Genomic DNA, 20,819 nt, shown 5'->3' on the forward strand with positions numbered 1-20,819 from the left:
AGCGGGACGAACACCTTGGCCACCATCGCAAGCTGCGCCCAGGTGACCAGCACTTGCGGAGCCTCGCGGAACGCCTGCGCCAGCAGAAACACCGAGCCCGCCAGGAACAGCCAGCCGACCCGCGCCGGGAAGAAGCCCGACTGCGGCCCGCCGTCCCAGCCCGCCCCGCGCCCATAGCTGTCCCACAGCACCGCCGCCGCAAGCCCGATCAGCAGCAGCGACACCACGACCTCGACAGCCCGCCGCGACGGTCCCCGAGCCCCAGAATCCTCAGGCTGCTCAATCTCCGTCTGAAACGTCATGGGAACCTTGCGCGGGACGGCGCCGGCGGACGCCCGCCATCGCGGGCGCCGACGCCGGGCCGGTCTTCAGTTGGTGGCGAGGAAGCCGGCTTTCGCCATCAGCTCCTTGTGCTTCGCCTCGTCCGAGGTCAGGAAGTCCTCGAAGTCCTTGCCGAAGCGCATGTCCGGCAGCAGCGCGTTCCGCTCGAGATACTCCTTCCATTCCGGCGTCTCCGCGACCTTCTTGAGCAGGTCGACATAGAACGCCTTCTGCTCCTCGGTCACGTCGCCGGGCATGAAGATGCCGCGCAGCATGTTGTAGGCGAAATTGAGGCCCTGCTCCGAGCAGGTCGGCACGTCCGACCACGACATGTCGGACGCGACCTTGGCCTTGTAGGCGATCCGCTTCGGCGACAGCACGCAGAGCGGCCGGGTCTGGCCGCCGCGCCAATTGGCTACGTCCTCCGACGGATTGTTGGTGTCGGCCGCCACATGGCCGCCGGCGAGCTGGGTCGAGGCTTCGCCGCCCGACTTGTAGGGGATGTAGGTGAGCTTCACGCCCGTCTCGTTCGCGATCGAGAACACGATCAGGTCGTCCTCGCGCTTCGAGCCGCCGCCGCCGATCTTCAGCGCCGGAGACGCGGTCTTGGCCTCGGCGACGAGGTCCTGCACGGTCTTGTAGGGCGCGTCGTTCTTCACCCAGACCAGGAACTCGTCCTGGGCCAGCATGCCGACCGGCGTGAAGTCGCGCCAGTTGACGCGGATCTTGGTCGAGAGCGGCGTCATGTAGATGCCGCTCGAGGTGGTCAGCAGCTTGTGCGGGTCGCGCACGGACTTCTGGATGTCCATCATCGCCTCGCCGCCGGTCGCGGCCGGCTTGTTGACGACGACGAGCGGCTGCGGCGACAGATTGTGCTTCTGGGCGATGCCCTGGATGGTGCGAGCCATCTGGTCCGAGGCGCCGCCGGGACCGAACGGCACCACGACCTCGATCGGCTTGGTGGGCTCCCAGGCCGAGGCCGCGGTCGACAGGCCGACGCATGCGAGTGCCGCGAGCGCGAACGCTTTCATCAAATCCTCCCCGTTGAGGCGATCGCGTTGCCCGCGTCGCTGGTTTTGACGGACCGTATTCGGCGGTCCGTTGATGTGCAACTAATATATCAAGACTGATCCCAAGACCGCGGCATTTTGCCAGGCCCGCGAAGGAGGAGGCGTATCGAGGTGCGGCCGAGGGTCCATGATCTGCTGCGCATAGAACCGGGCAGGATCACGTTCGGAGACCGTCTCCCCGAATGGGCGTCGCGCGCTCTGCAGGCGGCGCCATGGGTCGTGGCCCGGCGCGCCAGTCTTGTCACCGGACGGATTCCGGTAGGGATTCGCGGCGCTAGCCGCTCGGAGCGCTTCGCGGCGACCGTCTCAGCGCTTAATATTTCGGAGACTCTGTCGCCCGAAGCTCTGGCGCGCCGTCGCCCCCCGCGCAGGCATGCGGTGTTCGACGCATTGGAGGCGTTGGTCCCCGACCTGGATCGGACGGGCCTCTCCTGGGGACCCGTCGGAGCGGCCGGATTCGAGCTCGCCACCGGCTCGCCGGTCCTCACCGGGTCGAGCGACCTCGACCTGATGCTCCGCGTGCAGGACGGTCGTCAGCTCGCGGAACTGCATGGCCTCGCCGCAGCAATCAATCGGCGCCGGGCGCGCATCGACGTCGTCATCGAAACCCCGCTTGGCGCCGTCGCATTGAACGAACTGCTCGGCGGAGCGGATCAGCTCCTGCTCCGCACGGCCTCGGGCGCGAGAATGGTTCTTCGAAACGCGCTTCAGGCGTGCTGATTTAGCACGCCTGGCCATGTGACGAACGGCTCTCGAGGACGGTCGCGGAACTCCTCGGCCTCAGACCTTGGGCTTCGCGGCGACCGCCTTCTTCCCAGCCTTCTTCTGGCGCATCGCATGGATGTCGCGATTGGACTTCGCGACGCCTTCGGCGATCAGGCCGAGCGTCTCGATCATGACGGCCTGGACGTCGGTCCCCGATTTCGCCGCCTCGGCCAGTTTCGCCTGCTGCGCGATCAGGCGCTTCGCGATCGGATCGTTCTTCTTGCCGCTCTCAGCCACCACGCATCCCCGATTGTTCATGAAGATCAGGCTCTTTCGCACATCCTGAAAGACGGCGGAAGAGTGGCGCCGGCCGCGACGGTCAGTTTCTGACGCCCGAAGCCAAACGGGTGTCCCATACGGATCCGCTCCGAGGGCGGCGCGCCGCCGGCGGATCAGTCCGGCAGGAAAGTGTATCCCATCTGGCCGCCAGCGAATTTGCAGAGGGTCAGCGGCGAGCCGATTATGGCCACATCGAAGAGCGCCTGCGCATTGAAGCGGTTGGTCCCTTTCACAACGTCGAAATAGCCGACGAGGGTGATGGTGCTGGTCCCGTCAAACTGTGGACGGCTGACGATCTCGACGCCTGCAGGAGCCAGTTCCGGCTTTTCCTTGTCCGTCCTGATCTGGATCGTGGCTCGCGTCGCAGTGCTGAAGTCACAAGCCATGAAGCCGGAGAATGTCACCGTCGCCTTTCCGGCTGACGGAGCCTTAAACTTCAGCGTGCTCAGCGTCACCGGATCCTTCGTCGTGAAAATCGCCGGAAGGCATTCGTATTTCGGCGCTTTGCCGCACGGTTCGTTGACGCCCATCTTCGCCTGGGCGCGCGCGTCGCCGGCATAGCTGACGACGGCGAGAAAGGCTGTGGCTGCCAAGGCGATGCGCATTATCGAAATCCCCCGATAAGTTCCGTCATGGTAGCGGGACGCCGGGGCGCCGGCCAAACGCAAAAGCAGGCCGACGAAGCGATCCCGGCGAGGCGCGGCTTTCGGGAGACGCGGCGACGAAACGGCCGCCCATGGGCGGCCGTCGAAAGCTCGATGGAGCGCGCTGCTGCGTCAGCCGCGCCGCTTTGTGATCAGCGTCAGCGTTCCTTCGTTGTCGAGATTGGCGACGACGACCTGGGCGGAGGTCGCACCCTTCTGCTCGAGCGCCTTCTTGATCTCGGGCGAGCGGTCGATCGCCTCGCGCAGGCCCTGGACATCCGCCTCGCTCGCCTTGGCGGCGGCCGCCTCGACCTGCGGCCGCGCCTGCTCGGGAAGCTCGGACATGTCCACGATATTGACGGTCCGCACCGTCGGCTGGCCGGATTTCTGCTTGGCGGGCGCCTGAGCCGCAGGCGCCTGGGACTGCTGGGCAAGCGCCGCGGGCGCGCCCGCAAAGGCCGCGGCGAGAGCCGCGACGGCGGCCACGGTGAAGCTCTTCCGCATGGACGTGTTCCTTCCACTGGTTGGCGTCACGGCCAACGGACACGCGCAATGGGGCGCGCAATCTGGCGCTCGGAAGGTCATTCGGCGCCGATGTTCTGGCCGGACTGTGGCGGCCGAGGCCTCAGCCGAGGCGGAGCGCGAGCGCCAGCAGCTGCTCGTCGGCGCCCCGCGGCGCCACGAAGGAGAGGCCGACCGGGCAACTCTCGACGGTCGCGAGCGGCAGCGAGACTTGCGGCAGGCCAGCGTGCCCGGCGGGACAGGTGAGCTCGATGGCCCGCGCCCGCAGCGCGTCAAGCTCGATTTCGGGGCTGCCGACAGGCGGCGCGATTCCGGGCGCGCTCGGCAACGCCAGCACGGAGCCCGGCGTGACGAGCGCCTCCATCCGGGCGCGGATCTCCTCGCGTTCAGCGCGCGCCGCCGCGACCTCGGCCGGATCGAGCCGCGCGGCGGCCTCGAAACGCTGCTTCACGCCCGGCCCGAAGGCGGGACTTTCGCGCGTGATCCAGTCGCCATGGGTTTGCCAGGCTTCGGCCGCCTGCAGCAGGCGGAACACGTTCCTCCACGACGCGGCGCGACCGCCCGCGACGGTCACATGGGCGACCTCGCCGAACAAGGCCGCGGCGTCCTGCAGCGCAGAGGCCAGGGCGCGCTGGGCGTCGCGATCGGCCCGGTCGAACATGTCGTCGGCGACCAGCAGGCGGGTGGGCGGCTCCAGATCCCGCCAGTCGGTCAGCAGGACGCGCCCGACCTTTTCGAACAGCGCGGCGTCGCGGGCGAACCATCCGACCGTGTCATAACTCGGCGCGAGCGCGACCGCCCCCGCGATCGAAATGCGGCCATGACTCGGCCGAAGGCCGTAGAGCCCGCAAAAACTCGCCGGCAGACGCACCGAGCCGCCGGTGTCGGTGCCGATCGCGAAGTCGACCAGCCCGGCGGCGGTCGCGGCCGCCGAGCCCGAGGAGGAGCCGCCCGGGATGCGTCCAGGCGCCGCGGCGTTCGCGGGCGTCCCGTAATGGAAGTTCTCGCCCGTCAGGCTCCAGGCGATCTCGTCGGTCAGCGTCTTGCCCGCGAGCCGCGCGCCGGCGTCGAGCAGGCGGCGCGCGACCGGCGCGGTGCTGGCCGGGACGGGATGCGTCCTCAGCCAGTCCGGGTTGCCGGCGGCGGTCGGGACGCCCTTGACGTCGAACAGGTCCTTGAGCGCAAAGCTGAGGCCCGCGAGCGGGCCTTCGGCCGTGGTCGGCGCGCGGCCCTCCCGGCCATGCGCCACGAAAGCCCCGACCGTGTCGTCGATCTCCAGAATGTCGTTCACGCCGCTGCCTCGACCATGTCCCGCTGCCAGTATCCGACCACGAGATGACGGTCGCGGGCCAGTCCCCGCGTCGCACGCAGATGCTTCCGGATCGCCTTGGAGGCTGAATATTCGCACGCGACCCAGACGAAGGGATCGGCGTCAGGCGGCAAATGCGCGGAGGCGACGGCCTGGAACAGCAGGTCGGTCGCGCCGGCCGGCGCGCCCCTTCGATACAGCCAGCGCAAAGCGACGCCGGAGGGGTGGTCGATCGCCATTTCGTCGACCGCCGAATCGATCTCGATAAACGCTGCGCCGCAGGCGTCGCGCGGCATGCGCTCGAGGATGCGGGCGATCGCGGGCAGCGCCGTCTCGTCGCCGGCGAGCAGCGTCCAGCCGGCGGCCGGCGCGCCGCGCCCGAGCGGCCCCGCCATGCCGCAGACGGCGCCCGGCCGCGCCCTAGCCGCGAAGGCCGAGCCCGGTCCCTCATCGGCATGAATGACGAAATCGATCTCGAGTTCGTCGCGCTGGGGCAGGAAGCGCCGGACGGTGTAGTAGCGGACCTCCGGCCGGCGGTCGTCGGCCGGCCAGATGGTGCGGCCGTCCGGGCCCGGCCGCGGCCATTCGGGCGTTTCGAGGCCGTCGGGGGGAAAATACAGCCGGACATGGAGGTCGGCCTCGGAGCCGAAGCGCGCGACGTCCGACCCCGTGAAGGTCAGCCGCCTGACGCGCGGCGCGACCGGGACGTTCGACACCAGCCGCACCTCGCGGAAGTCGGCGAAGGTCGCGCCCGTCGCCATATGGCCGCGCCAGTCGATGACCAGCGCCTCGTCCTTCAGGAAACCGCACAGCGTCTCGGTGGCGTAGGAGCGCAGCAGTTCGAGCTTGCCCAGATCCTCCGCCTCGAGCCGCAGCTTCAGCCGCTCGCCGTCCGGCTCCAGAACGCCGGAGCCGAGCCCGAGGCGCGCGGTGACGCAAGACCCGACGGTCTCGACCTCGACGTCATAGCCGGCCCAATAGGCCGCCAGCCCGCCCACGAGCGCTTCCGCGTCGGCGACCGCGAGCGAGGCTTCGGACACGAAAGGCTTGGCCATGTGGTGATCTCCGTCGCGGCGAAGGGATCGTTGGATAGTCGATCCGACACCGGGCGCCAATCTCGGCCGGAGATATTATAACGTTTCCAGATCAGTCGCTTAGCGTGGGGAGGGGAGCATCCGCTTCACGATCGAACAGGTCGCTCGCCCTGCCCCATCGCTCGTCGAACGTCACGTCGGCGAGCGGCGTCCGCTCCGCCCAGCGCCGCGCCTCGAGCTCCGGCCGCACATGGAGACGATCGACGAAGCCGACGCAGAGATAGGCGACCACCGCGACATGGTCGGGCAGGCCGAGGACCTCGTGAAGGTCGTCGGGCGCGAAGATGCTGACCCAGCCGACCCCGACGCCTTCGGCGCGGGCCGCGAGCCAGAAGTTCTGCACGGCGCAGACCGCGCTGTAGAGGTCGACGTCGGACTGGTGCGTGCGGCCGAGCACCACCAGCCCGCCGCGCGCCCGGTCGGCGACGACGCAGACATTGAGCGGCGAGGTAAGGATACCCTCGAGCTTGAGACGCCGGTAGTGCTCGGCGCGCGCGCCCTCGAACATGGCGGCCGCCTCCTCGTTGCGGCGCGCCACGATGTCGGCGACGGCGCGGCGGGTCTGGACGTCGCGCAGCAGGATGAAGCTCCAGGGCTGCGACAGACCGACCGAGGGCGCGCAATGCGCCGCGGCGAGGAGACGCCGCAACAGATCGTCCGGGACGGGATCGGGCAAGAACTCGTTCCGCACGTCGCGGCGGCTCGCGATGGCGCGGTAGACGGCGTCGCGCGAGGCGGCGTCAAAGGGGCCGGCCGGGCTCCGTTCGCGATCGGCTTCGTCGTCGATGTCGTCGGCCGCCGTCATGCGCCCTTCCTCACGCCGACCTCCTTGGGCGAACATCCATCCGGGCGCAAGCGGAGCCAAAGACGCATGCAGGCAGGAACAGGTCAGCCACGGAGTCGCCGTCGATGAGAGCGATCATCCTCGCAGCGGCGGTCCTCGCCGCCAGCCCGGTCGCGGCCGAGACCGGCCGGTCCGGCGTCTGGACCTTCAGCTTCGAGCCGGCCGCGAGCGGATCCAGCGGCATGGTGACGGCGCTCGCGCCCTCGCCTTCGCCGAGCGGAGACCCGAACGACCCGAGTTACCTCGTCGCGCGCTGTCTCGGCGGCAGGACCGAACTGCTCGTCGGCGGCGCGGGAGGATGGGGACTGCCTCGCAAGACGATCGAAGTGACGACGCAGATCGATGGCGGCCCTGCCGAAACTGCGCAGTGGGGCGTCTCGACCAATGGCAAGGCCGCGTTCCTGGATCAGGGGGTCGAGCGGCTCTTGGCCAGGCTGCCGGACGACGGCAAGCTGCGCGTCGCGGTACGGACGGCGTCGGGCGAGGTCAACGAGACCATCTTCGCCACCACGGGCTTCGCCGCCATTCGCGAGAAGATCGCGCAGACCTGCAGCGGAGGACGCGAGCCCCACGGTTGACAGCGCCCGCCCCCGTCACCAAAGTTTCTTGGTCATCCGAGGGGCGCCCGTTCGCGGGCTGAGACGGCGTTGCGGCCGGACCCTTTGAACCTGATCCGGGTCATGCCGGCGAAGGGACGGGACCTCGCGGCAGGCCACCGCCGCTTTTCGTCTCTCGTCTTAAGTTCCGGATCGTCTCGCCGCCTGTCGGCCGGGAGGAGATCTTGTCGATGCGCGTCACCGTCGTCGGCGCCGGCGTCGCCGGGCTTGTCGCGGCGATCGAGCTCGCCGAGCGCGGCGCCGAGGTCGAGGTGCTGGAGCGCGGCGCGCGGCTGGGCGAGCGCGCCTGCGCCTGGGCCGCCGGCGGCATGATCGCGCCGTGGTGCGAGGCCGAGGCCGGCGAGGCCGAAGTCGCGGAGCTCGGCGCGGAGGCGCTCGCCTGGTGGCCGCGCCAGATCGCCGAGGTCGCGGTCGAGGGCACGCTCGCGGTCGCGTCGCGCCGCGACCAAGCGGATCTGAAGCGTTTCGCACGCCTGACCGAGCGTCACGAATGGGCCGACGCCGCGCGGATCGCCGAGCTCGAGCCCGACCTCGCAGGCCGCTTCGAGCGCGGGCTGTTCTACGTGGAAGAGGCCCACGTCAATCCTCGCGAGGCCCTCCCCGCTCTGCTGCGCCGTTTGGAGGCGCTCGGCGGCCGCGTGCGCTTCGGCGTCGAGGCGGCCCCGGAGCAGATCGACGCTGACGCGGTGGTCGATTGCCGGGGCTTCGCGGCGCGGACCGACCTCCCCGAACTTCGCGGCGTCCGGGGAGAGATGATCCTTCTGCGGACCGCCGAGATCTCGCTTCGCCGTTCGATCCGGCTGCTTCATCCGCGGATCGCGCTCTACGTCGTCCCCCGCGCCGAAAACCTCTTCATGGTGGGGGCGACCGCGATCGAGAGCGCCTCACGGGCCGGCGTTTCGGCGCGTTCCGCGGTCGAACTGATCAACGCGGCCTATGCGCTGCATCCCGCTTTCGGCGAGGCCGAGATCGTCGAGCTCTGCGCGGACGTGCGCCCCGCCTTTCCCGACAACCTGCCGCGCGTCGAGCGCGTCGGCCGGGTGGTCAGGGTCAACGGCCTCTATCGCAACGGCTTCCTGCTCTCGCCGGCCTTCGCGCGCCTGGCGGCGGACGCTGTTTTCGACATGACGGAGACGAGCCATGAGACTGATCGTCAACGGCGCATCGCTTGATGTTCAGGCCGAGACGCTGTCGGGCGCATTGGCCGCGCTCGACTATGGCGACGCGATCGTCGCGACCGCGGTGAACGGCGCCTTCGTGCCGGCCTCCGCGCGACGGGACCGCCGTCTGGAAGACGGCGACCGCATCGAGATCGTCGCCCCGCGGCAGGGAGGCTGAATTGGACGACGCCCTGACATTCTACGGGACCGAGATCCGGTCCCGCCTGCTGCTCGGCACTGCGCAGTACCCCTCCCCCCAGGTGCTGGCCGACGCCGTGCGCGCGGCCGCGCCCGACATCGTCACGGTGTCGCTCCGGCGCGAATCCGGGCGGCTGCGCGAGGGACAGGATTTCTGGGGCCTGATCCGCGGCCTCGGGGCGCGGGTGCTGCCCAACACCGCCGGCTGCCACTCGGTCAAGGAGGCGGTGACCACCGCCCAGATGGCCCGCGAGGTGTTCGGCACGCCCTGGGTCAAGCTCGAGGTGATCGGCGACGCCGACACGCTGCAGCCCGACGTGTTCGGGCTGGTGGAGGCCGCGAAGATCCTGTCTGAGGACGGCTTCGAGGTGTTTCCCTACACCACCGCCGACCTCGTCGTGGCGGAGAAGCTGCTCGAGGCCGGCTGCAAGGTGCTGATGCCGTGGGGCGCGCCGATCGGCACCGGCATGGGGCTGAATGACGTCTATGCGCTACGCTCGCTGCGGGCGCATTTCCCGGACGTGCCGCTCGTCGTCGACGCCGGGATCGGCAAGCCGAGCCACGCGGCGGCTGCCATGGAGCTCGGCTATGACGCGATCCTGCTCAACACGGCGGTCGCCAAGGCCGGCGACCCGGTGATGATCGCGCGCGCCTTCGCGCAGGCCATCGAGGCCGGGCGCGCGGGCTATCTCGCCGGCCCGATCGAGCCGCGCGACATGGCCGCGCCCTCGACGCCGGTGTTCGGCCGGGCGAGCTTCGCGTGAGAAGCAGGCTCGACCCGTTCTACCCGGTCGTCGACAGCGCCGCCTGGGTCCGGCGGATGGTCGGCGCTGGCGCGCGGCTCGTCCAGATCCGAGTCAAGGAGAAGCCCGACGACGTCGTGCGCGCCGAGATCCGGGACGCGCTCGCGGTCTGCCGAACGGCCGGCGCCGATCTGGTGGTCAACGACTACTGGGAGATCGCGATCGACCAGGAGGCCGCATATCTCCATCTCGGCCAGGAGGATCTCGACGGGGCCGACCTCGCCGCCATCCGCAAGGCGGGCCTAAGGCTCGGGATCTCGACCCACACGCATGAGGAGCTCGATCGCGCGCTCTCCGCCGATCCGCACCATGTCGCGCTTGGCCCGGTCTGGCCCACCATTCTGAAGAAGATGCCCTTTGGGCCGCAGGGTCTGGAGCGGGTCGCCGAATGGAAGCGGCTGATCGGCGCCCGGCCGCTGGTCGCGATCGGCGGCCTCAATCCGGAGCGCGCGCGTCAGTGCCTCGACGTCGGCGCCGACGTCGTCGCGGTCGTGAACGATTTGGTCGGAGCCGCAAACCCGGAAGCGCGCGCGAAGGAGTGGATCGCGGCTACGCGCGCGACGGCCTGAGACGCCCGCTCAACCCGCGCCGTCGTCGCTTTCGGTCGTCACGTCCTTCGGCGCGACCGCGCCCGGCGCGGATTTCGACTCCGCCCCGTCCGCGTCGTCCTCCGGGTTCCGCCGGGACTTCGACGCGTCGACGTCGCCCGGCTTTCGCCTCCCGTCCGGCCCTGCTGAGTGGTTCGGTTCGAACCTGACCTGCCTTGCGGCCTCGGCTTCGGATTCGCCGGCGGAGGCCGACCGATCAAGGCTGCGTTTCGCGTCGCTTTGGGTCACCGCGGCTCCTGTGCTCTCGCCTGAAGAACCGTGCTGGATGCGCGGAGGTTCCTGGGCGCTTGACGCGCCGCAGCGAGAGTCCCCATGAACGAAGGTCGAATTCCACCAGCCCATCGAGGTTCGCGGCCATGGCGCGACGCGGAAGCAAAGGTTTCGGGTCGCTGACCGAGCTCGTGCTCGCCGGCCGGAACCCGCAAGACAGCTTCGGCTTCGTCAACCCGCCGGTGATCCACGGCTCGACGGTGCTGTGGCCGACCGTCGACGACTACAAGAGGATGACCGGCCGCTACACCTATGGCCGCCGCGGCACGCCGACCTCGGACGCGCTGTCGGACGCGCTGAGGCTGATCGAGGGCGGCGACCATGTGGCGCTCGTGCCCTCGGGGATCACGGCGGTCGCCCTCGCCCTGCTGTCGCTGCTCGACGCCGGCGACCATCTGCTGATGGTCGACACCGTCTACGAGCCGACGCGCCGATTCTGCGACAGCATGCTGAAGCGGCTCGGCGTCGAGACGAGCTATTACGACCCGCTGGTCGGCGGCGACGTCTCCGGCCTCATGCGTCCGACCACCAAGGCGGTGTTCGTCGAAAGCCCCGGATCGCTGACCTTCGAGATCCAGGACGTGCCGGCGATCGCCGGCGCGGCCCACGCCCGCGGCGCAGCGGTCGTCATGGACAACACCTGGGCGACGCCGCTGTTCTTCCGCGCCCACGATCATGGCGTCGACGTCTCAGTCTCGGCCGGGACGAAATATGTCGGCGGCCATGCGGACGTCATGTTCGGCTGGGTGTCAGCCATCGGCCCTTACGCCGGCGCCGTGCGGGCCACGCATGGGACGCTGGGCCTCTGCGTCGGACCTGACGACATGTTTCTGGCGCTGCGCGGCCTGCGCACGCTCGGCGTCAGGCTCGCGCATCATCAGGCGGCCGCCCTGCGGGTGGCGCGCTGGCTTGACTCCCGCCCGGAGGTCGCGCGGGTGATGCACCCCGGCCTCGAGTCCGACCCGGGCCACGCGCTTTGGAAGCGGGACTTCTCGGGCGCCTCAGGCCTGTTCGCGATCGAACTCGAGCCCGGCCCGGACGACGCCGTGGCGGCGTTCCTCGACGGGCTCGAGCTGTTCGGCCTCGGTTTTTCCTGGGGCGGCTTTGAAAGCCTCGCCATCCCGTATGACGTGCGGAAGGTGCGGACCGCGACCTCCGGGGTCACCGGCGGCCCGACGATCCGGCTGCACATCGGCCTTGAGGATGTCGAGGACCTGATCGCCGACCTTGAAGGCGGGCTGGAGCGCTACGCCGACGCGTCGTGAGAAACTGCAGACAAGAAAAAGCCCCGCGCGGAGGGAGCCGCGCGGGGCCAAAACTGCTTAAGAAATGAGCCTAAAGGCTCAGAGCTCGGCCGGGCTGTACGAGGTGACCTCGAGGCCAACCGGGGTCTCTTCGACGATCGGGGCGGTCCACAGAGCCATCAGATCCTCCTATCAGATCTCATCGCGGTCATTCGCACCGCGCTGCGTCGGATCGCTGTCCGCGTCCTGTGATGAGAAAGATAATCATCCCGGTCCGGATGACCAATTAATTCTCTGTCATGTTTGGCGACCGAACGCCGATTTCTCTTAGAAACTTCTCATCTTATTTGGCCGACGACCGGCGGGCCTCAAGCAAGGCGGCGGTCGCGGGTTCTCGCCTGTCGCGCTGGGCGACGCCAGCAGTTGCGAGACCACACGGGGTCGTGTCTGGCGTGCGCCACGACTTGGCGTAGCGTCTCAACTTAAAGAACAGCGGCTCGAAGAGTCGCCGCCGGCCTTTGGGGAGGACGGTATGCTCACGGCGACCGATATCGCGTTCTTTGCGTTGAATGGATACGTCGTCAAACGGGGCGTTCTTGAGCGGGACCTTCTGGATAAGGCCGCGGAAGTCGCCTGGCTGCATCTGCCATCCGGTTTCCATCGCGACGATCCGCAAAGTTGGACGGAGAAGGTGGCCGACTGCCGTGGCGATATGACCGCGGGCGAGCGCTTCGGCCTGGTCAAGCTAAGGCGCGAAATCCGTAGCGACGGCGCGGTGGCGCGGATCACGATCCGCAACCGGGTCATCATGGCTATGGCGGCTCAGCTCCTTGGCGAGGGGAATGTGGCGCCGCCCCAGCATTTCCGCGGCCTCTACCCGATCTTCCCCACGCCCGAGCACGCCGACGTTCCGGTGAACGCACATATCGACGTCACCCCGACGCAATTCCGGCTGTCGATCGGCGTCTATGTAGACGATGTCCCCAAGGGCGGCGGCGGCCTCGCAGTATGGCCGCGGAGCCACCGGTCGCTGTTCTTCGCTGCACGCGCCACCGGCTGCACGTTCGAGGACATGGCGACGGACGACTTTTACAGGAACTTTTGCGCCTGGAACGGGACGGAGCCGACCGAGATCCCCGGGAAGGCCGGAGACGTAATCTTTTTCCATAACAGGCTTCTGCACGCGCCGAGCCTGAACATCCTGCCGGGGCACGTCCGGCTTGCAGCCTATTTCAATCTGGGTTCTCCGGACGACGAGCCCACGGAGCCGCTGGCGATGTGGGATGGATGGTTCGGAGTCCAGGAGCAGGCGGTCGCGTCGGCCGAGATACGCGCGACGGAAGTCGCGCCGGTGGCGCCGCCGCGCCCGGAGCAGCAATCCCCGCGCCGGTCGCGCCTGCCAAGAGGGGGCGCGTGGGATTCCTACGCCACGGACCTCCGCCGGGCCGTGGAGCACAAGGTTCCCGCAACCGTCTGACGCCGCGCCTCACCGTCATCACGCCCTGAACTTCGGACTCTGACCACGCGGCCCGACTGCCGACGGCGGCCGACACGCGACCGCGTCGGCTGGACGTGACCCTGTCCCGCCCCGCCGACGCGGAGTGCGCCTGAGCCCTCCCCGACCTCGCTCCCACTCCAGCCCGCCGCCAGTTCCGTCGCGCGGATGAACGAAGTCGATCAGCCGAATCTACGTGCAACTGCACACTTTTGCGGTTGGCGGGATCGGCCGGTACGTGAATCCGCTTTTTGGCCGATCACTCTCATGTTATCGTCCAGTTGTCCTCGACCCATCTACTCGGGAGAAATAGTGACAACTTCGCGTTGCAAGACGAAGTGGGGTTGAGGACTTTCACAAACAGGGAGCGAAACCATGTGCTGCATCGTAAGCGGCGCCTCGGGCGCGCGCGCGCGGACGGCGCGTAATCTTCTGTTGTTCGGCGTCGCAGGCGCCGCCTTGTTCGCGGCTGCGCCGGACGCGCAGGCCCGCACCACCCAGATCACCATCACCAAGAGGGCGATCGCGTTCGGGGGCCATTCCTTCCCGGGCGTCGGGCAATATGAGGTCGTCACCGGGATCGCGACCGGCGAAGTCGACCCCGCCGATGCTAGGAACGCACTGATCACCGACATCGAACTCGCGCCGAAGAACGCGGACGGTCGGGTCGTCTACCAGCACAACTTCTACATTCTGAAGCCGCTCGACTTCAGCAGGGGCAACGGAAAGGCGATGTATGAGCCGCCGAACCGCGGCCGAAAGACCTACCAGGCGCTCAACAACACCCCGACCGGAACAGACGACCCGGCGGCGATCATCGATGCGGACGAACTCAAGAACTCGTTCCTCTGGCCGCAGGGCTACACGACCATCTGGAGCGGCTGGGAGAACGCGCTCGGCCCGCTCGACGGGCTGACCGCGACGGCCGCGCTGCCTGTCGCGACCCGCGCCGAAGGCAAGAAGATCACCGGCCCGTCCTATGAGTACATCGTGACGAACGGCGCCGTGAGCTCCTTCGCCCTCTCCTACCCCGCCAACAGCACGTCCAAGCGCAAGGCGACGCTCACCCACCGGGTGCATCTCAACGACGAGCCGGAGGTCGTGCCGTCCAGCGGATGGAGCTACACGGACGACACGGGAACGGCCATCCAGCTGACTTCGGGCAACTTCGCCGCCAACGACATCTACGAGTTCTCGTACACGGCCAAGAACCCGACCGTGAACGGCCTCGGCCTCGCGGCGATCCGCGATTTCGTCTCGTTCCTCAGGAGGTCGACGGTCGACGATTCCGGCACGCCCAACCCGCTCGGCGGAAAGCTGAAGCGGATCTACACCGAGGTGTCGTCGCAGCCGGGGCGCACGCTCAACGACTTCACCTATCTCGGCTTCAACGAGGACGAAGGCGGCAAAAAGGTCTTCGACGGCATGATGCAGTGGATCGCCGCCGGCGACGGCCTCAACATGAACTACCGCTGGTCACAGACCAAGCGCACCAACCGCAATCGCCAGGACCTGCTCTATCTCGAGGGTCTGTTCCCCTTCGCGAACGTCACGACGCGCGACCCGATCTCGAAGACCACGGACGGCCGGTTCAAGCGCTGCTCGAAGACCCGGACCTGCCCGCTGAAGATCGATTTCTTCTCATCCAACGAATATTGGGTGAAGGCCGCGTCGCTGATGCACACCGACCCGAAGGGCAAGCGCGACCTGCCCGACCACCCCGACGCGCGGCTCTATCTGCTTTCGAGCAAGAACCATGGCGGGCCGGGCGATCCAACCTCGAAGGGCCTGTGCCAGCAGTTCCAGAACCCGATCGACTCCGCCCCGGTGCAGCGCGCGCTGTGGCAGGCGCTCGACCAATGGTCGACGCTCGGGATCGAGCCGCCGCCATCCGAGATCCCGCATCTCGGAGACGGAACGCTGGTTCCGCCGCTGCCGCAGCAGGCGGTCGGCTTCCCGGAGATTCCGGGCGTCACCTATACGGGTTTGAAGACCACGCGCTACCGCTTCGACTATGGCCCGAAATTCTACGAAACGGGCGTTCCGACCATCAATCCGCCGGTCGTCAGCACTCCTTACGAGGACAACCCGGCGAACGGCCCGATCTATCCGAGCTTCGTGCCGACGACCGACAGCGACGGCAACGAGATCTCCGGCATCCGCCTGCCCGAGGTGACGGTTCCGCTCGCGACCTATACGGGCTGGGCTTTGCGGGCGGGCGTGTGGGCGAATGACGGCTGCGAAGGATCAGGTCAGTACATCCCCTTCCCACGCACTGCAGCGGACCGCCAGGCGGCCGGCGACCCGCGCGCGTCGGTCGAGGAGCGATACGCGTCCTACGGGGTCTATCGCCGCAAGGTGACGGAGGCGCTCGACAATCTGGTGCGCCGCCGCTTCATGCTGTGCGACGACGCCAAGGCCGCGCTACCGCGCCTACTCCAGGCCGGACTCGACGCGGGCGTGCCGCCGCCCGCGAATCCGAACGACGACGCGTCCCTGCCGGAATGCAGGAGACGCTGACGCGAAGGGCGGCGGTGGATCCGCATGATCCGCCGCCGCGCTGCGCCCCAGCGCAAAACCGGACAGCGGAACGCAGTCAGGATTGCTCTAGGCTACTCCTGCCGGCGACGCTTATCTTCGGTTAGGGTCGACGTCGGCGCGGCGTCGCTCGCCGTGGCGTTCCGTGGCGCCGCCGCCGTCTCGCACGGAGTTTGATCCATGCGGCGACCAGTGGGCGAGTTCGCTGACCGCCGGGACGCTGGGCGCAGGCTCGCTGACGCGCTGACGACTATCGCGCTGGAACGCCCGCTGGTGCTGGCGCTCCCGCGCGGCGGCGTACCGGTTGGTTTCGAGGTCGCGGAGGCGCTCGACGCCGATCTCGAACTGCTCATCGTCCGCAAGCTCGGCGCGACGGGCTTCGAGGAATTCGGGCTCGGCGCGGTGGTCGACGGCGCCGAGCCCCAGGTCGTGTTGAATGAGGGCGCACTGGCGAAAGTCTCGCCGCCGGCCGGCTATGTGGACGGCGAGATCCGGCGGCAATTGCGCGAGATCGAGCGCAGGCGCGCCGTCTATCGGTGCGACCGGGCGCCGATCTCCGCGGCCGGCCGCACCGTGATCGTCGTGGACGACGGCGTCGCGACCGGCGGGACCGCCCGCGCCGCGCTGAAAGGGGTGAGGCGAACCGGGCCGAAGCGGCTCGTTCTTGCCGTCCCGGTCGGCCCGAAAGACGTCTGCGGCCTCCTGGCCGCCGATGCGGACGAGGCGGTTGTTCTGGGCGCGCCGCCGAACTTCCGAGCCGTAGGCCTCCATTATCGCGACTTCGCCCAGACGACGGACGAGGAGGTCATCCGCCTGGTCGGGCTCGCGCGCCAGCGGGGTCGGCGTTCGATCGCGGCCACTAGCTGATGGTCTGGAATGCGACGCCGGAGGCGAACCGCTCGGCAGAAAAAACAGGCGCCGGCCGATGGCCGACGGCCGCCGCCTGCAAATGAGTTCACCTGATCAGGCGGCCTTCTGGGCCTTGAGGTTGGCCGCGCTCGCGCCGAGCTTCGAGAGATCGGCGTCGGTCTTCTTCTCCTCCGCGAGGGTCTCCTCGAGAAGCTTCGCGGCCTCCTTGAGGTCGAGATGCTCCGCCCAGGTCTTGAGGGTTCCGTAGCGCGCGATCTCATAGTGCTCGACGGCCTGCGCCGCGGCGACGAGTCCCGCGTCGAGAGCCGGATCGCCCTTGAACTCGTCCAGGATCTCCTCGCCTTCCGAAATGATCCCCTCGATGGCGTCGCACGTCTTCCCGCGGGCGGATTTGCCGATGATTTCGAACACGCGCTGCAGCCGTTCGACCTGACCTTCCGTCTCCTCCCTATGCTTCTCGAACGCCGCCTTGAGCTTCGGATCCTGCGCGCCCCGCGCCATCTTCGGCAAAGCGCGGAGAATCTTGCGCTCGGCGTAGTAAATGTCCTTCAACGTCTCGTGGAATAGCTTTTCGAGTCCCTTATCAGCCACGTCGTCATCTCCGCTTGAGGTGGGTACGAGAAACGCTAGGCTAGCCGGTCTGTTCCTTCCTCTTGATCTGCGTATCGCGGAGACAGCGAGATCGATGAGACGACTCCTCCGCGACAACGGCCTGACGATCACTTTGACGGCCATGTTTCTCGTCTCTCTCGCAGGCATGGCGCTCACTGGTTCGAGTCCTTCCAGAACTGGCAATCCGAATTCTTGGCGACCGCAGTGTTGATCGTCCTCTCCATCTATCTGCGCTTTCAAGGGTCGCCGGACTCAAAGCCGACAAGCGCGTCCAATGAGCAGACGGGGGGCTGAGACGGGTGACGTGGCGGCGCGGCGATCGAGGAACGATGAGGCGTTTCGCCGGTTTTCGTCTCAGACGAGAAGGATCGCCATGCCCGACGAAACGCCGGAGATCATCGAGAAGAACGGCAGCTGGACCTATCGCATCGGCGGCATGACATTCGGCAGCTATCCGAGCCGCAAGGCCGCCTTGATCGCGTCCGCGAAGCACCAGGATGAGCACCCGGAACCTGTCGCGCGGCAGGATCAGGGCTCGCGTGACTGGAACAATTGAGCGCCATGGACGGGTCGAAGAGCAGGGCCGCGAAGAGGATCAAGGAAGACGCCAAGGGGTCGATGGCGCCTTCGCGCGCGGCTTCGAAGAACGATGGCGCGCACAGCGCCGAGCCATTCGACGACCGGGACGCCACGCGAAAACCGGACGATCATTCGGCGCCAAAGAAACCCGTAACGGGCGACAAGCCGAGGCTTCGTTGACCGACGGCGCCGATCGCTCCGGGTCTGCGCTTGTCAGCGGCGCGGGACCGGCGTCGACGCTCCCCAGTCGAGGAGCGATACGCGGTCCTACGGGGTCTATCGCCGCAAGGTGACGGAGGCGCTGGACAATCTGGCGCGCCGCCGCTTCGTGCGCGACGACGGGCACGCGCTGCCGCGCATTCTCCAGGCCGCACGCGACGCAGGCGTGCCGCCCCTTGCGCAGCCAGAGGCAATGGATCCCGGGTCAAGCCCGGCGATGACGGCGCCGGTGACGCTTTAGGGAACGACGATCAGCAGCAGATAGGCCACGAACACCACCAGATGGACGAGGCCCGTCAAGATCGTCGTGCGTCCCGTCCCGAAGCTCACCACGCAGATCAGGAGCGCCAGAGCGAGGAGCACGCTGTCGCCTTCGCTGAGGCCAAGCGCGAGCTCCCGCCCGGTGATCAGACTCGCGACCGCGACGGCCGGCACCGTCAGGCCGATGGTCGCGCAGGCCGAACCGAGAGCGATATTGAGGCTCCGCTGCAGCTCGTTGTGAAAGGCGGCGCGGAGCGCCGAGACGCCCTCCGGCGCCAGGACGAGGGCCGCGATCAGCGCGCCGACGATCGCGTCGGCTTGCGGGACGTCAAGCGCGACCAGTCCGGTCTCGATCCCGGCGGCGATGTGCTCTGCGAGAAGGACGACGCCTCCGAGCCCCGCCATCAGAAGCAGCAGATGGACGCCGGCCCCGCCGGAAGGGACGTGCTCGGCCTCGGCCGCCGCGTCAGAGCGATCCTCGACGAAGTCGTCGCGGTGCCGGACGGTCTGCGCGAAGACGAAGCCGGCGTAGAGCAGGAGCGAAAGCGCTCCCACGAAGGCGAGTTGCGTCGTCGAGAATGTCCCGCGGTCGGTGGCGAGGGTGTAATTCGGAAGCAGGAGCGTGAGGCCGGTGAGCGCGATGAGCACCGAAAGGAACGCGCTCGTGCCTTCGCGCTTCAGGTTCTGATGGCGGTGCCGCCAGCCGCCGACCGTGAGGCAGCCGCCCACCAGACCCGAGCACACGATCATGACCGTGGAGAACACCGACTCTCTGGCGAGCGTCGGGTTGTTCTCGCCATGCAGCATCATGGAGAGGATGATCGACACCTCGATCGTCGTCACGGCGAATGTCAGAAGCAGCGTTCCGTAGGGCTCGCCGATCCGGTGCGCCACGGCGTCGGCGTGCTCGAGCACGACGAAGACAGTGACGAGCAGAAGCGCGACAGCGACGGCCGAAATCGACGCCGAGACCGGAAACTGTAGCGCTTCGAACTGAGCCTCGCCGAACCGGAGCCCCAGTCCCATCGACAGCGCGCCGATCGGCAAGGCGCGGTCCGCGATCGGCCGCAGGCGAGACGCCATTCCTGCTCCCCGGAGCGACGTCAGGCCGCTCCCCGCCCCGTGTGTCGTCATGTTCTCAGACGAGGCCGACTCTGTGCGGCGCCCTAACCCTCGCACCGCGGGAGCGGACCGATCTGCGACCGGCGGGCGTCACGGCGCCGAAGCCCGCCCTGCTCTCTCGGCTCCCGGCTGACGCGCGCCGGCGCCGACCTGAAGCCATCCCCGCTACATCAGCATGATATCTTTAGCGTTAATACCGCGTCAGTCGGTTCGTTCGTGTAAATCGAACGGGCCACCACGCCAACGTCGTAATCATGTATTTCCGTTCCGGACGTGATGAAAGATGCGCCTTGCGAGAAGGCGTAGCAATTTCCGACATAGCGGTCCACGTCGACGTAATATGTGCCGACGGCCGTAGCTTTTCGGACGGCCAATATAGGACTTGTCTTCCTCAATATTTCGCCACGCGTGTTGAACCAGACCATCATTTCGGGACTGTAATATCCCGTGACGTCGCCATAGAGCGTTGCGGTCTGGCTGACATTGATCGAGATCTGCCCTGTCGGACCGAGCGCGATGATGGAGCCGGCGGTCTCGGTCTGGTTCGCTCCAAAACTGACGGAATTCGTGCCCGGTTTGGGCGCGCCCTGGGCGAACGCCGTCAGAAAGCCGACGTTTGACGACCGTGCGGATAGCGAGATCGACACGGCTCTGGCGGAGGCGGGGATTTTACAGCCTTGATCCGGTCCGCCCTGCGATGCGAAGTTCGCGGCGCCGCCGACCTGAAAATCTCTGGTCTGGCCCTTCGGGATCTGCATGGACCCGAACGCCCGACATGGCTGGATCGACGTGTAGATCAGGCCGGGTCCAGGGGACTGGGCCTTTGCGGTCTGGCCAGTCAGGAGGCATCCCAATATCCCGAACGACGCCAGACAATGACGCATTCGCATGAGAGCCTCCTGTACGGGCGATGCGCGGAGCTTGACAATCGCGCAAGAAGGCGGCCACCGCGTCCGGAATACTACTTAGGGCCGGGCTTCTGATCGACCGAAACGCGGCGCCGGCCTGCGCAAGTTGGCGCTGAGCGTCGCCCGTCAGTCGGACGCCGGCGCCGTCGTTTGGATATGAGAATGGCGACCCCGGCTGGATTCGAACCAGCGACATTCAGCTTAGAAGTCAGACTTAAGCCACTGGCCAATGGGCCGTCCGTTTCCCGGGCGGCCCAGTGCGATTGCGTATCGCGCTCGCGATCGTCAGCGGCGTGCTGTTCGCCTGGTGGAAGATGCCGTGATAAGGCGGCACTCTGAGGACCTAAGCGCTCTGCGCCTGCCGATTTGGACTAGCGACCTTCACAAATTTCGACCTACGGGATCGTCATGCTGTTCGACGGGCGGGACATCAAGGTTCGCGCGCGCCTTGTGGAAGGCTCGCCCGA

The 20,819-nt window shown here is 67.8% G+C and carries 23 protein-coding genes, 2 pseudogenes and 1 riboswitch; of the genes and pseudogenes, 12 read left to right on the forward strand and 13 right to left on the reverse strand.

Annotation, left to right across the window (positions count from 1 at the left end):
• Both EK403_RS21300 and EK403_RS21305 read right to left on the reverse strand, forming a co-directional pair.
• A pseudogene (locus EK403_RS21300) lies at positions 1–302 on the reverse strand (tripartite tricarboxylate transporter TctB family protein); the annotation flags it as partial.
• A gap of 66 nt (positions 303–368) precedes the next feature.
• Positions 369–1,352, reverse strand: a complete 984-nt coding sequence (locus EK403_RS21305; RefSeq protein ID WP_128779470.1) for a Bug family tripartite tricarboxylate transporter substrate binding protein — start codon at positions 1,350–1,352, stop codon at positions 369–371.
• Positions 1,353–1,502: 150 nt separating this feature from the next.
• Here EK403_RS21305 and EK403_RS21310 point away from each other — a divergent pair, with 150 nt between their 5' ends.
• Positions 1,503–2,111, forward strand: a complete 609-nt coding sequence (locus EK403_RS21310) for a malonate decarboxylase holo-ACP synthase (protein ID WP_164919721.1) — start codon at positions 1,503–1,505, stop codon at positions 2,109–2,111.
• 60 nt (positions 2,112–2,171) lie between these two features.
• On the opposite strand, the gene EK403_RS21315 is transcribed toward EK403_RS21310, so the two are convergent.
• From EK403_RS21315 to bluB, 6 genes are all read right to left on the reverse strand, one after another.
• The gene (locus tag EK403_RS21315) at positions 2,172–2,414 is read right to left on the reverse strand and encodes a hypothetical protein (protein WP_128779472.1); all 243 of its coding nucleotides are present in this window, start codon (positions 2,412–2,414) and stop codon (positions 2,172–2,174) included.
• 134 nt (positions 2,415–2,548) lie between these two features.
• On the reverse strand, positions 2,549–3,040 hold the full coding sequence (locus EK403_RS21320) for a hypothetical protein (protein WP_128779473.1): 492 nt from the start codon (positions 3,038–3,040) through the stop codon (positions 2,549–2,551).
• 171 nt (positions 3,041–3,211) lie between these two features.
• Positions 3,212–3,583, reverse strand: coding sequence for a hypothetical protein (locus EK403_RS21325; protein WP_128779474.1), 372 nt, complete (start codon positions 3,581–3,583; stop codon positions 3,212–3,214).
• Between the two features lie 121 nt (positions 3,584–3,704).
• Positions 3,705–4,892, reverse strand: a complete 1,188-nt coding sequence (locus tag EK403_RS21330) for an amidase (RefSeq protein WP_245479842.1) — start codon at positions 4,890–4,892, stop codon at positions 3,705–3,707.
• Positions 4,889–5,965: a siderophore-interacting protein gene (locus EK403_RS21335; RefSeq protein WP_128779475.1), complete on the reverse strand. Its 1,077-nt coding sequence runs from the start codon at positions 5,963–5,965 to the stop codon at positions 4,889–4,891. Before EK403_RS21335 ends, EK403_RS21330 begins: the two co-directional genes overlap by 4 nt.
• Before the next feature lie 91 nt (positions 5,966–6,056).
• Positions 6,057–6,809 (reverse strand): 5,6-dimethylbenzimidazole synthase, encoded by a 753-nt coding sequence (gene bluB, locus EK403_RS21340; protein ID WP_128779476.1) that lies wholly within the window; start codon positions 6,807–6,809, stop codon positions 6,057–6,059.
• 104 nt (positions 6,810–6,913) lie between these two features.
• Between bluB and EK403_RS21345 the strand changes: the two genes are divergently transcribed.
• From EK403_RS21345 to EK403_RS21365, 5 genes are all read left to right on the forward strand, one after another.
• Positions 6,914–7,426, forward strand: coding sequence for a hypothetical protein (locus tag EK403_RS21345; RefSeq protein WP_128779477.1), 513 nt, complete (start codon positions 6,914–6,916; stop codon positions 7,424–7,426).
• A 29-nt stretch (positions 7,427–7,455) separates the two neighbouring features.
• A riboswitch (TPP riboswitch) is annotated at positions 7,456–7,560 on the forward strand.
• A 75-nt stretch (positions 7,561–7,635) separates the two neighbouring features.
• Positions 7,636–8,637 (forward strand): FAD-dependent oxidoreductase, encoded by a 1,002-nt coding sequence (locus tag EK403_RS21350; RefSeq protein ID WP_128779478.1) that lies wholly within the window; start codon positions 7,636–7,638, stop codon positions 8,635–8,637.
• Entirely contained in the window at positions 8,606–8,803 is a 198-nt protein-coding gene (gene thiS, locus EK403_RS21355) for a sulfur carrier protein ThiS (RefSeq protein WP_128779479.1), read from the forward strand. The genes EK403_RS21350 and thiS overlap by 32 nt, the downstream gene beginning before the upstream one ends.
• A 13-nt stretch (positions 8,804–8,816) precedes the next feature.
• The gene (locus EK403_RS21360; RefSeq protein ID WP_128779491.1) at positions 8,817–9,587 is read left to right on the forward strand and encodes a thiazole synthase; all 771 of its coding nucleotides are present in this window, start codon (positions 8,817–8,819) and stop codon (positions 9,585–9,587) included.
• Positions 9,584–10,195 carry a thiamine phosphate synthase gene (locus EK403_RS21365; protein ID WP_128779480.1) on the forward strand — a complete coding sequence of 204 codons (612 nt, stop codon included), beginning with the start codon at positions 9,584–9,586 and terminating at the stop codon, positions 10,193–10,195. The genes EK403_RS21360 and EK403_RS21365 overlap by 4 nt, the downstream gene beginning before the upstream one ends.
• A gap of 9 nt (positions 10,196–10,204) precedes the next feature.
• On the opposite strand, the gene EK403_RS21370 is transcribed toward EK403_RS21365, so the two are convergent.
• The gene (locus EK403_RS21370; protein ID WP_128779481.1) at positions 10,205–10,462 is read right to left on the reverse strand and encodes a hypothetical protein; all 258 of its coding nucleotides are present in this window, start codon (positions 10,460–10,462) and stop codon (positions 10,205–10,207) included.
• A gap of 128 nt (positions 10,463–10,590) precedes the next feature.
• Here EK403_RS21370 and metC point away from each other — a divergent pair, with 128 nt between their 5' ends.
• Positions 10,591–11,769: a cystathionine beta-lyase gene (gene metC, locus EK403_RS21375; protein ID WP_128779482.1), complete on the forward strand. Its 1,179-nt coding sequence runs from the start codon at positions 10,591–10,593 to the stop codon at positions 11,767–11,769.
• Between the two features lie 78 nt (positions 11,770–11,847).
• Here the strand turns inward: metC and pqqA are convergent, their stop codons facing one another.
• Positions 11,848–11,928 (reverse strand): pyrroloquinoline quinone precursor peptide PqqA, encoded by an 81-nt coding sequence (gene pqqA / locus EK403_RS23835; RefSeq protein WP_128779492.1) that lies wholly within the window; start codon positions 11,926–11,928, stop codon positions 11,848–11,850.
• A 352-nt stretch (positions 11,929–12,280) separates the two neighbouring features.
• On the opposite strand from pqqA, the gene EK403_RS21385 reads away from it, so the two are divergent.
• From EK403_RS21385 to EK403_RS21395, 3 genes are all read left to right on the forward strand, one after another.
• The gene (locus EK403_RS21385) at positions 12,281–13,225 is read left to right on the forward strand and encodes a phytanoyl-CoA dioxygenase family protein (protein ID WP_128779483.1); all 945 of its coding nucleotides are present in this window, start codon (positions 12,281–12,283) and stop codon (positions 13,223–13,225) included.
• Between the two features lie 393 nt (positions 13,226–13,618).
• The gene (locus EK403_RS21390; protein WP_128779484.1) at positions 13,619–15,763 is read left to right on the forward strand and encodes an alpha/beta hydrolase domain-containing protein; all 2,145 of its coding nucleotides are present in this window, start codon (positions 13,619–13,621) and stop codon (positions 15,761–15,763) included.
• A gap of 198 nt (positions 15,764–15,961) precedes the next feature.
• A complete protein-coding gene (locus EK403_RS21395; RefSeq protein WP_128779485.1) occupies positions 15,962–16,648 on the forward strand; it encodes a phosphoribosyltransferase in 687 nt (228 codons plus the stop codon).
• 96 nt (positions 16,649–16,744) lie between these two features.
• Here the strand turns inward: EK403_RS21395 and EK403_RS21400 are convergent, their stop codons facing one another.
• A complete protein-coding gene (locus tag EK403_RS21400) occupies positions 16,745–17,242 on the reverse strand; it encodes a YciE/YciF ferroxidase family protein (RefSeq protein WP_128779486.1) in 498 nt (165 codons plus the stop codon).
• A 177-nt stretch (positions 17,243–17,419) separates the two neighbouring features.
• Between EK403_RS21400 and EK403_RS23750 the strand changes: the two are divergent.
• Positions 17,420–17,557: pseudogene (locus EK403_RS23750) on the forward strand (DUF6766 family protein); the annotation flags it as partial.
• Between the two features lie 79 nt (positions 17,558–17,636).
• Complete coding sequence (locus EK403_RS21405; protein ID WP_128779487.1) at positions 17,637–17,819, forward strand: hypothetical protein; 183 nt, start codon at positions 17,637–17,639, stop codon at positions 17,817–17,819.
• A gap of 479 nt (positions 17,820–18,298) precedes the next feature.
• On the opposite strand, the gene EK403_RS21410 is transcribed toward EK403_RS21405, so the two are convergent.
• Both EK403_RS21410 and EK403_RS21415 read right to left on the reverse strand, forming a co-directional pair.
• Positions 18,299–19,405 (reverse strand): calcium:cation antiporter, encoded by a 1,107-nt coding sequence (locus EK403_RS21410; protein ID WP_128779488.1) that lies wholly within the window; start codon positions 19,403–19,405, stop codon positions 18,299–18,301.
• A 209-nt stretch (positions 19,406–19,614) separates the two neighbouring features.
• On the reverse strand, positions 19,615–20,202 hold the full coding sequence (locus EK403_RS21415; RefSeq protein WP_128779489.1) for a hypothetical protein: 588 nt from the start codon (positions 20,200–20,202) through the stop codon (positions 19,615–19,617).
• Positions 20,203–20,819 lie beyond the last annotated feature (617 nt).

Origin of the sequence: Hansschlegelia zhihuaiae (assembly GCF_004103825.1) — a bacterium.
Lineage (GTDB): Bacteria > Pseudomonadota > Alphaproteobacteria > Rhizobiales > Methylopilaceae > Methylopila > Methylopila zhihuaiae.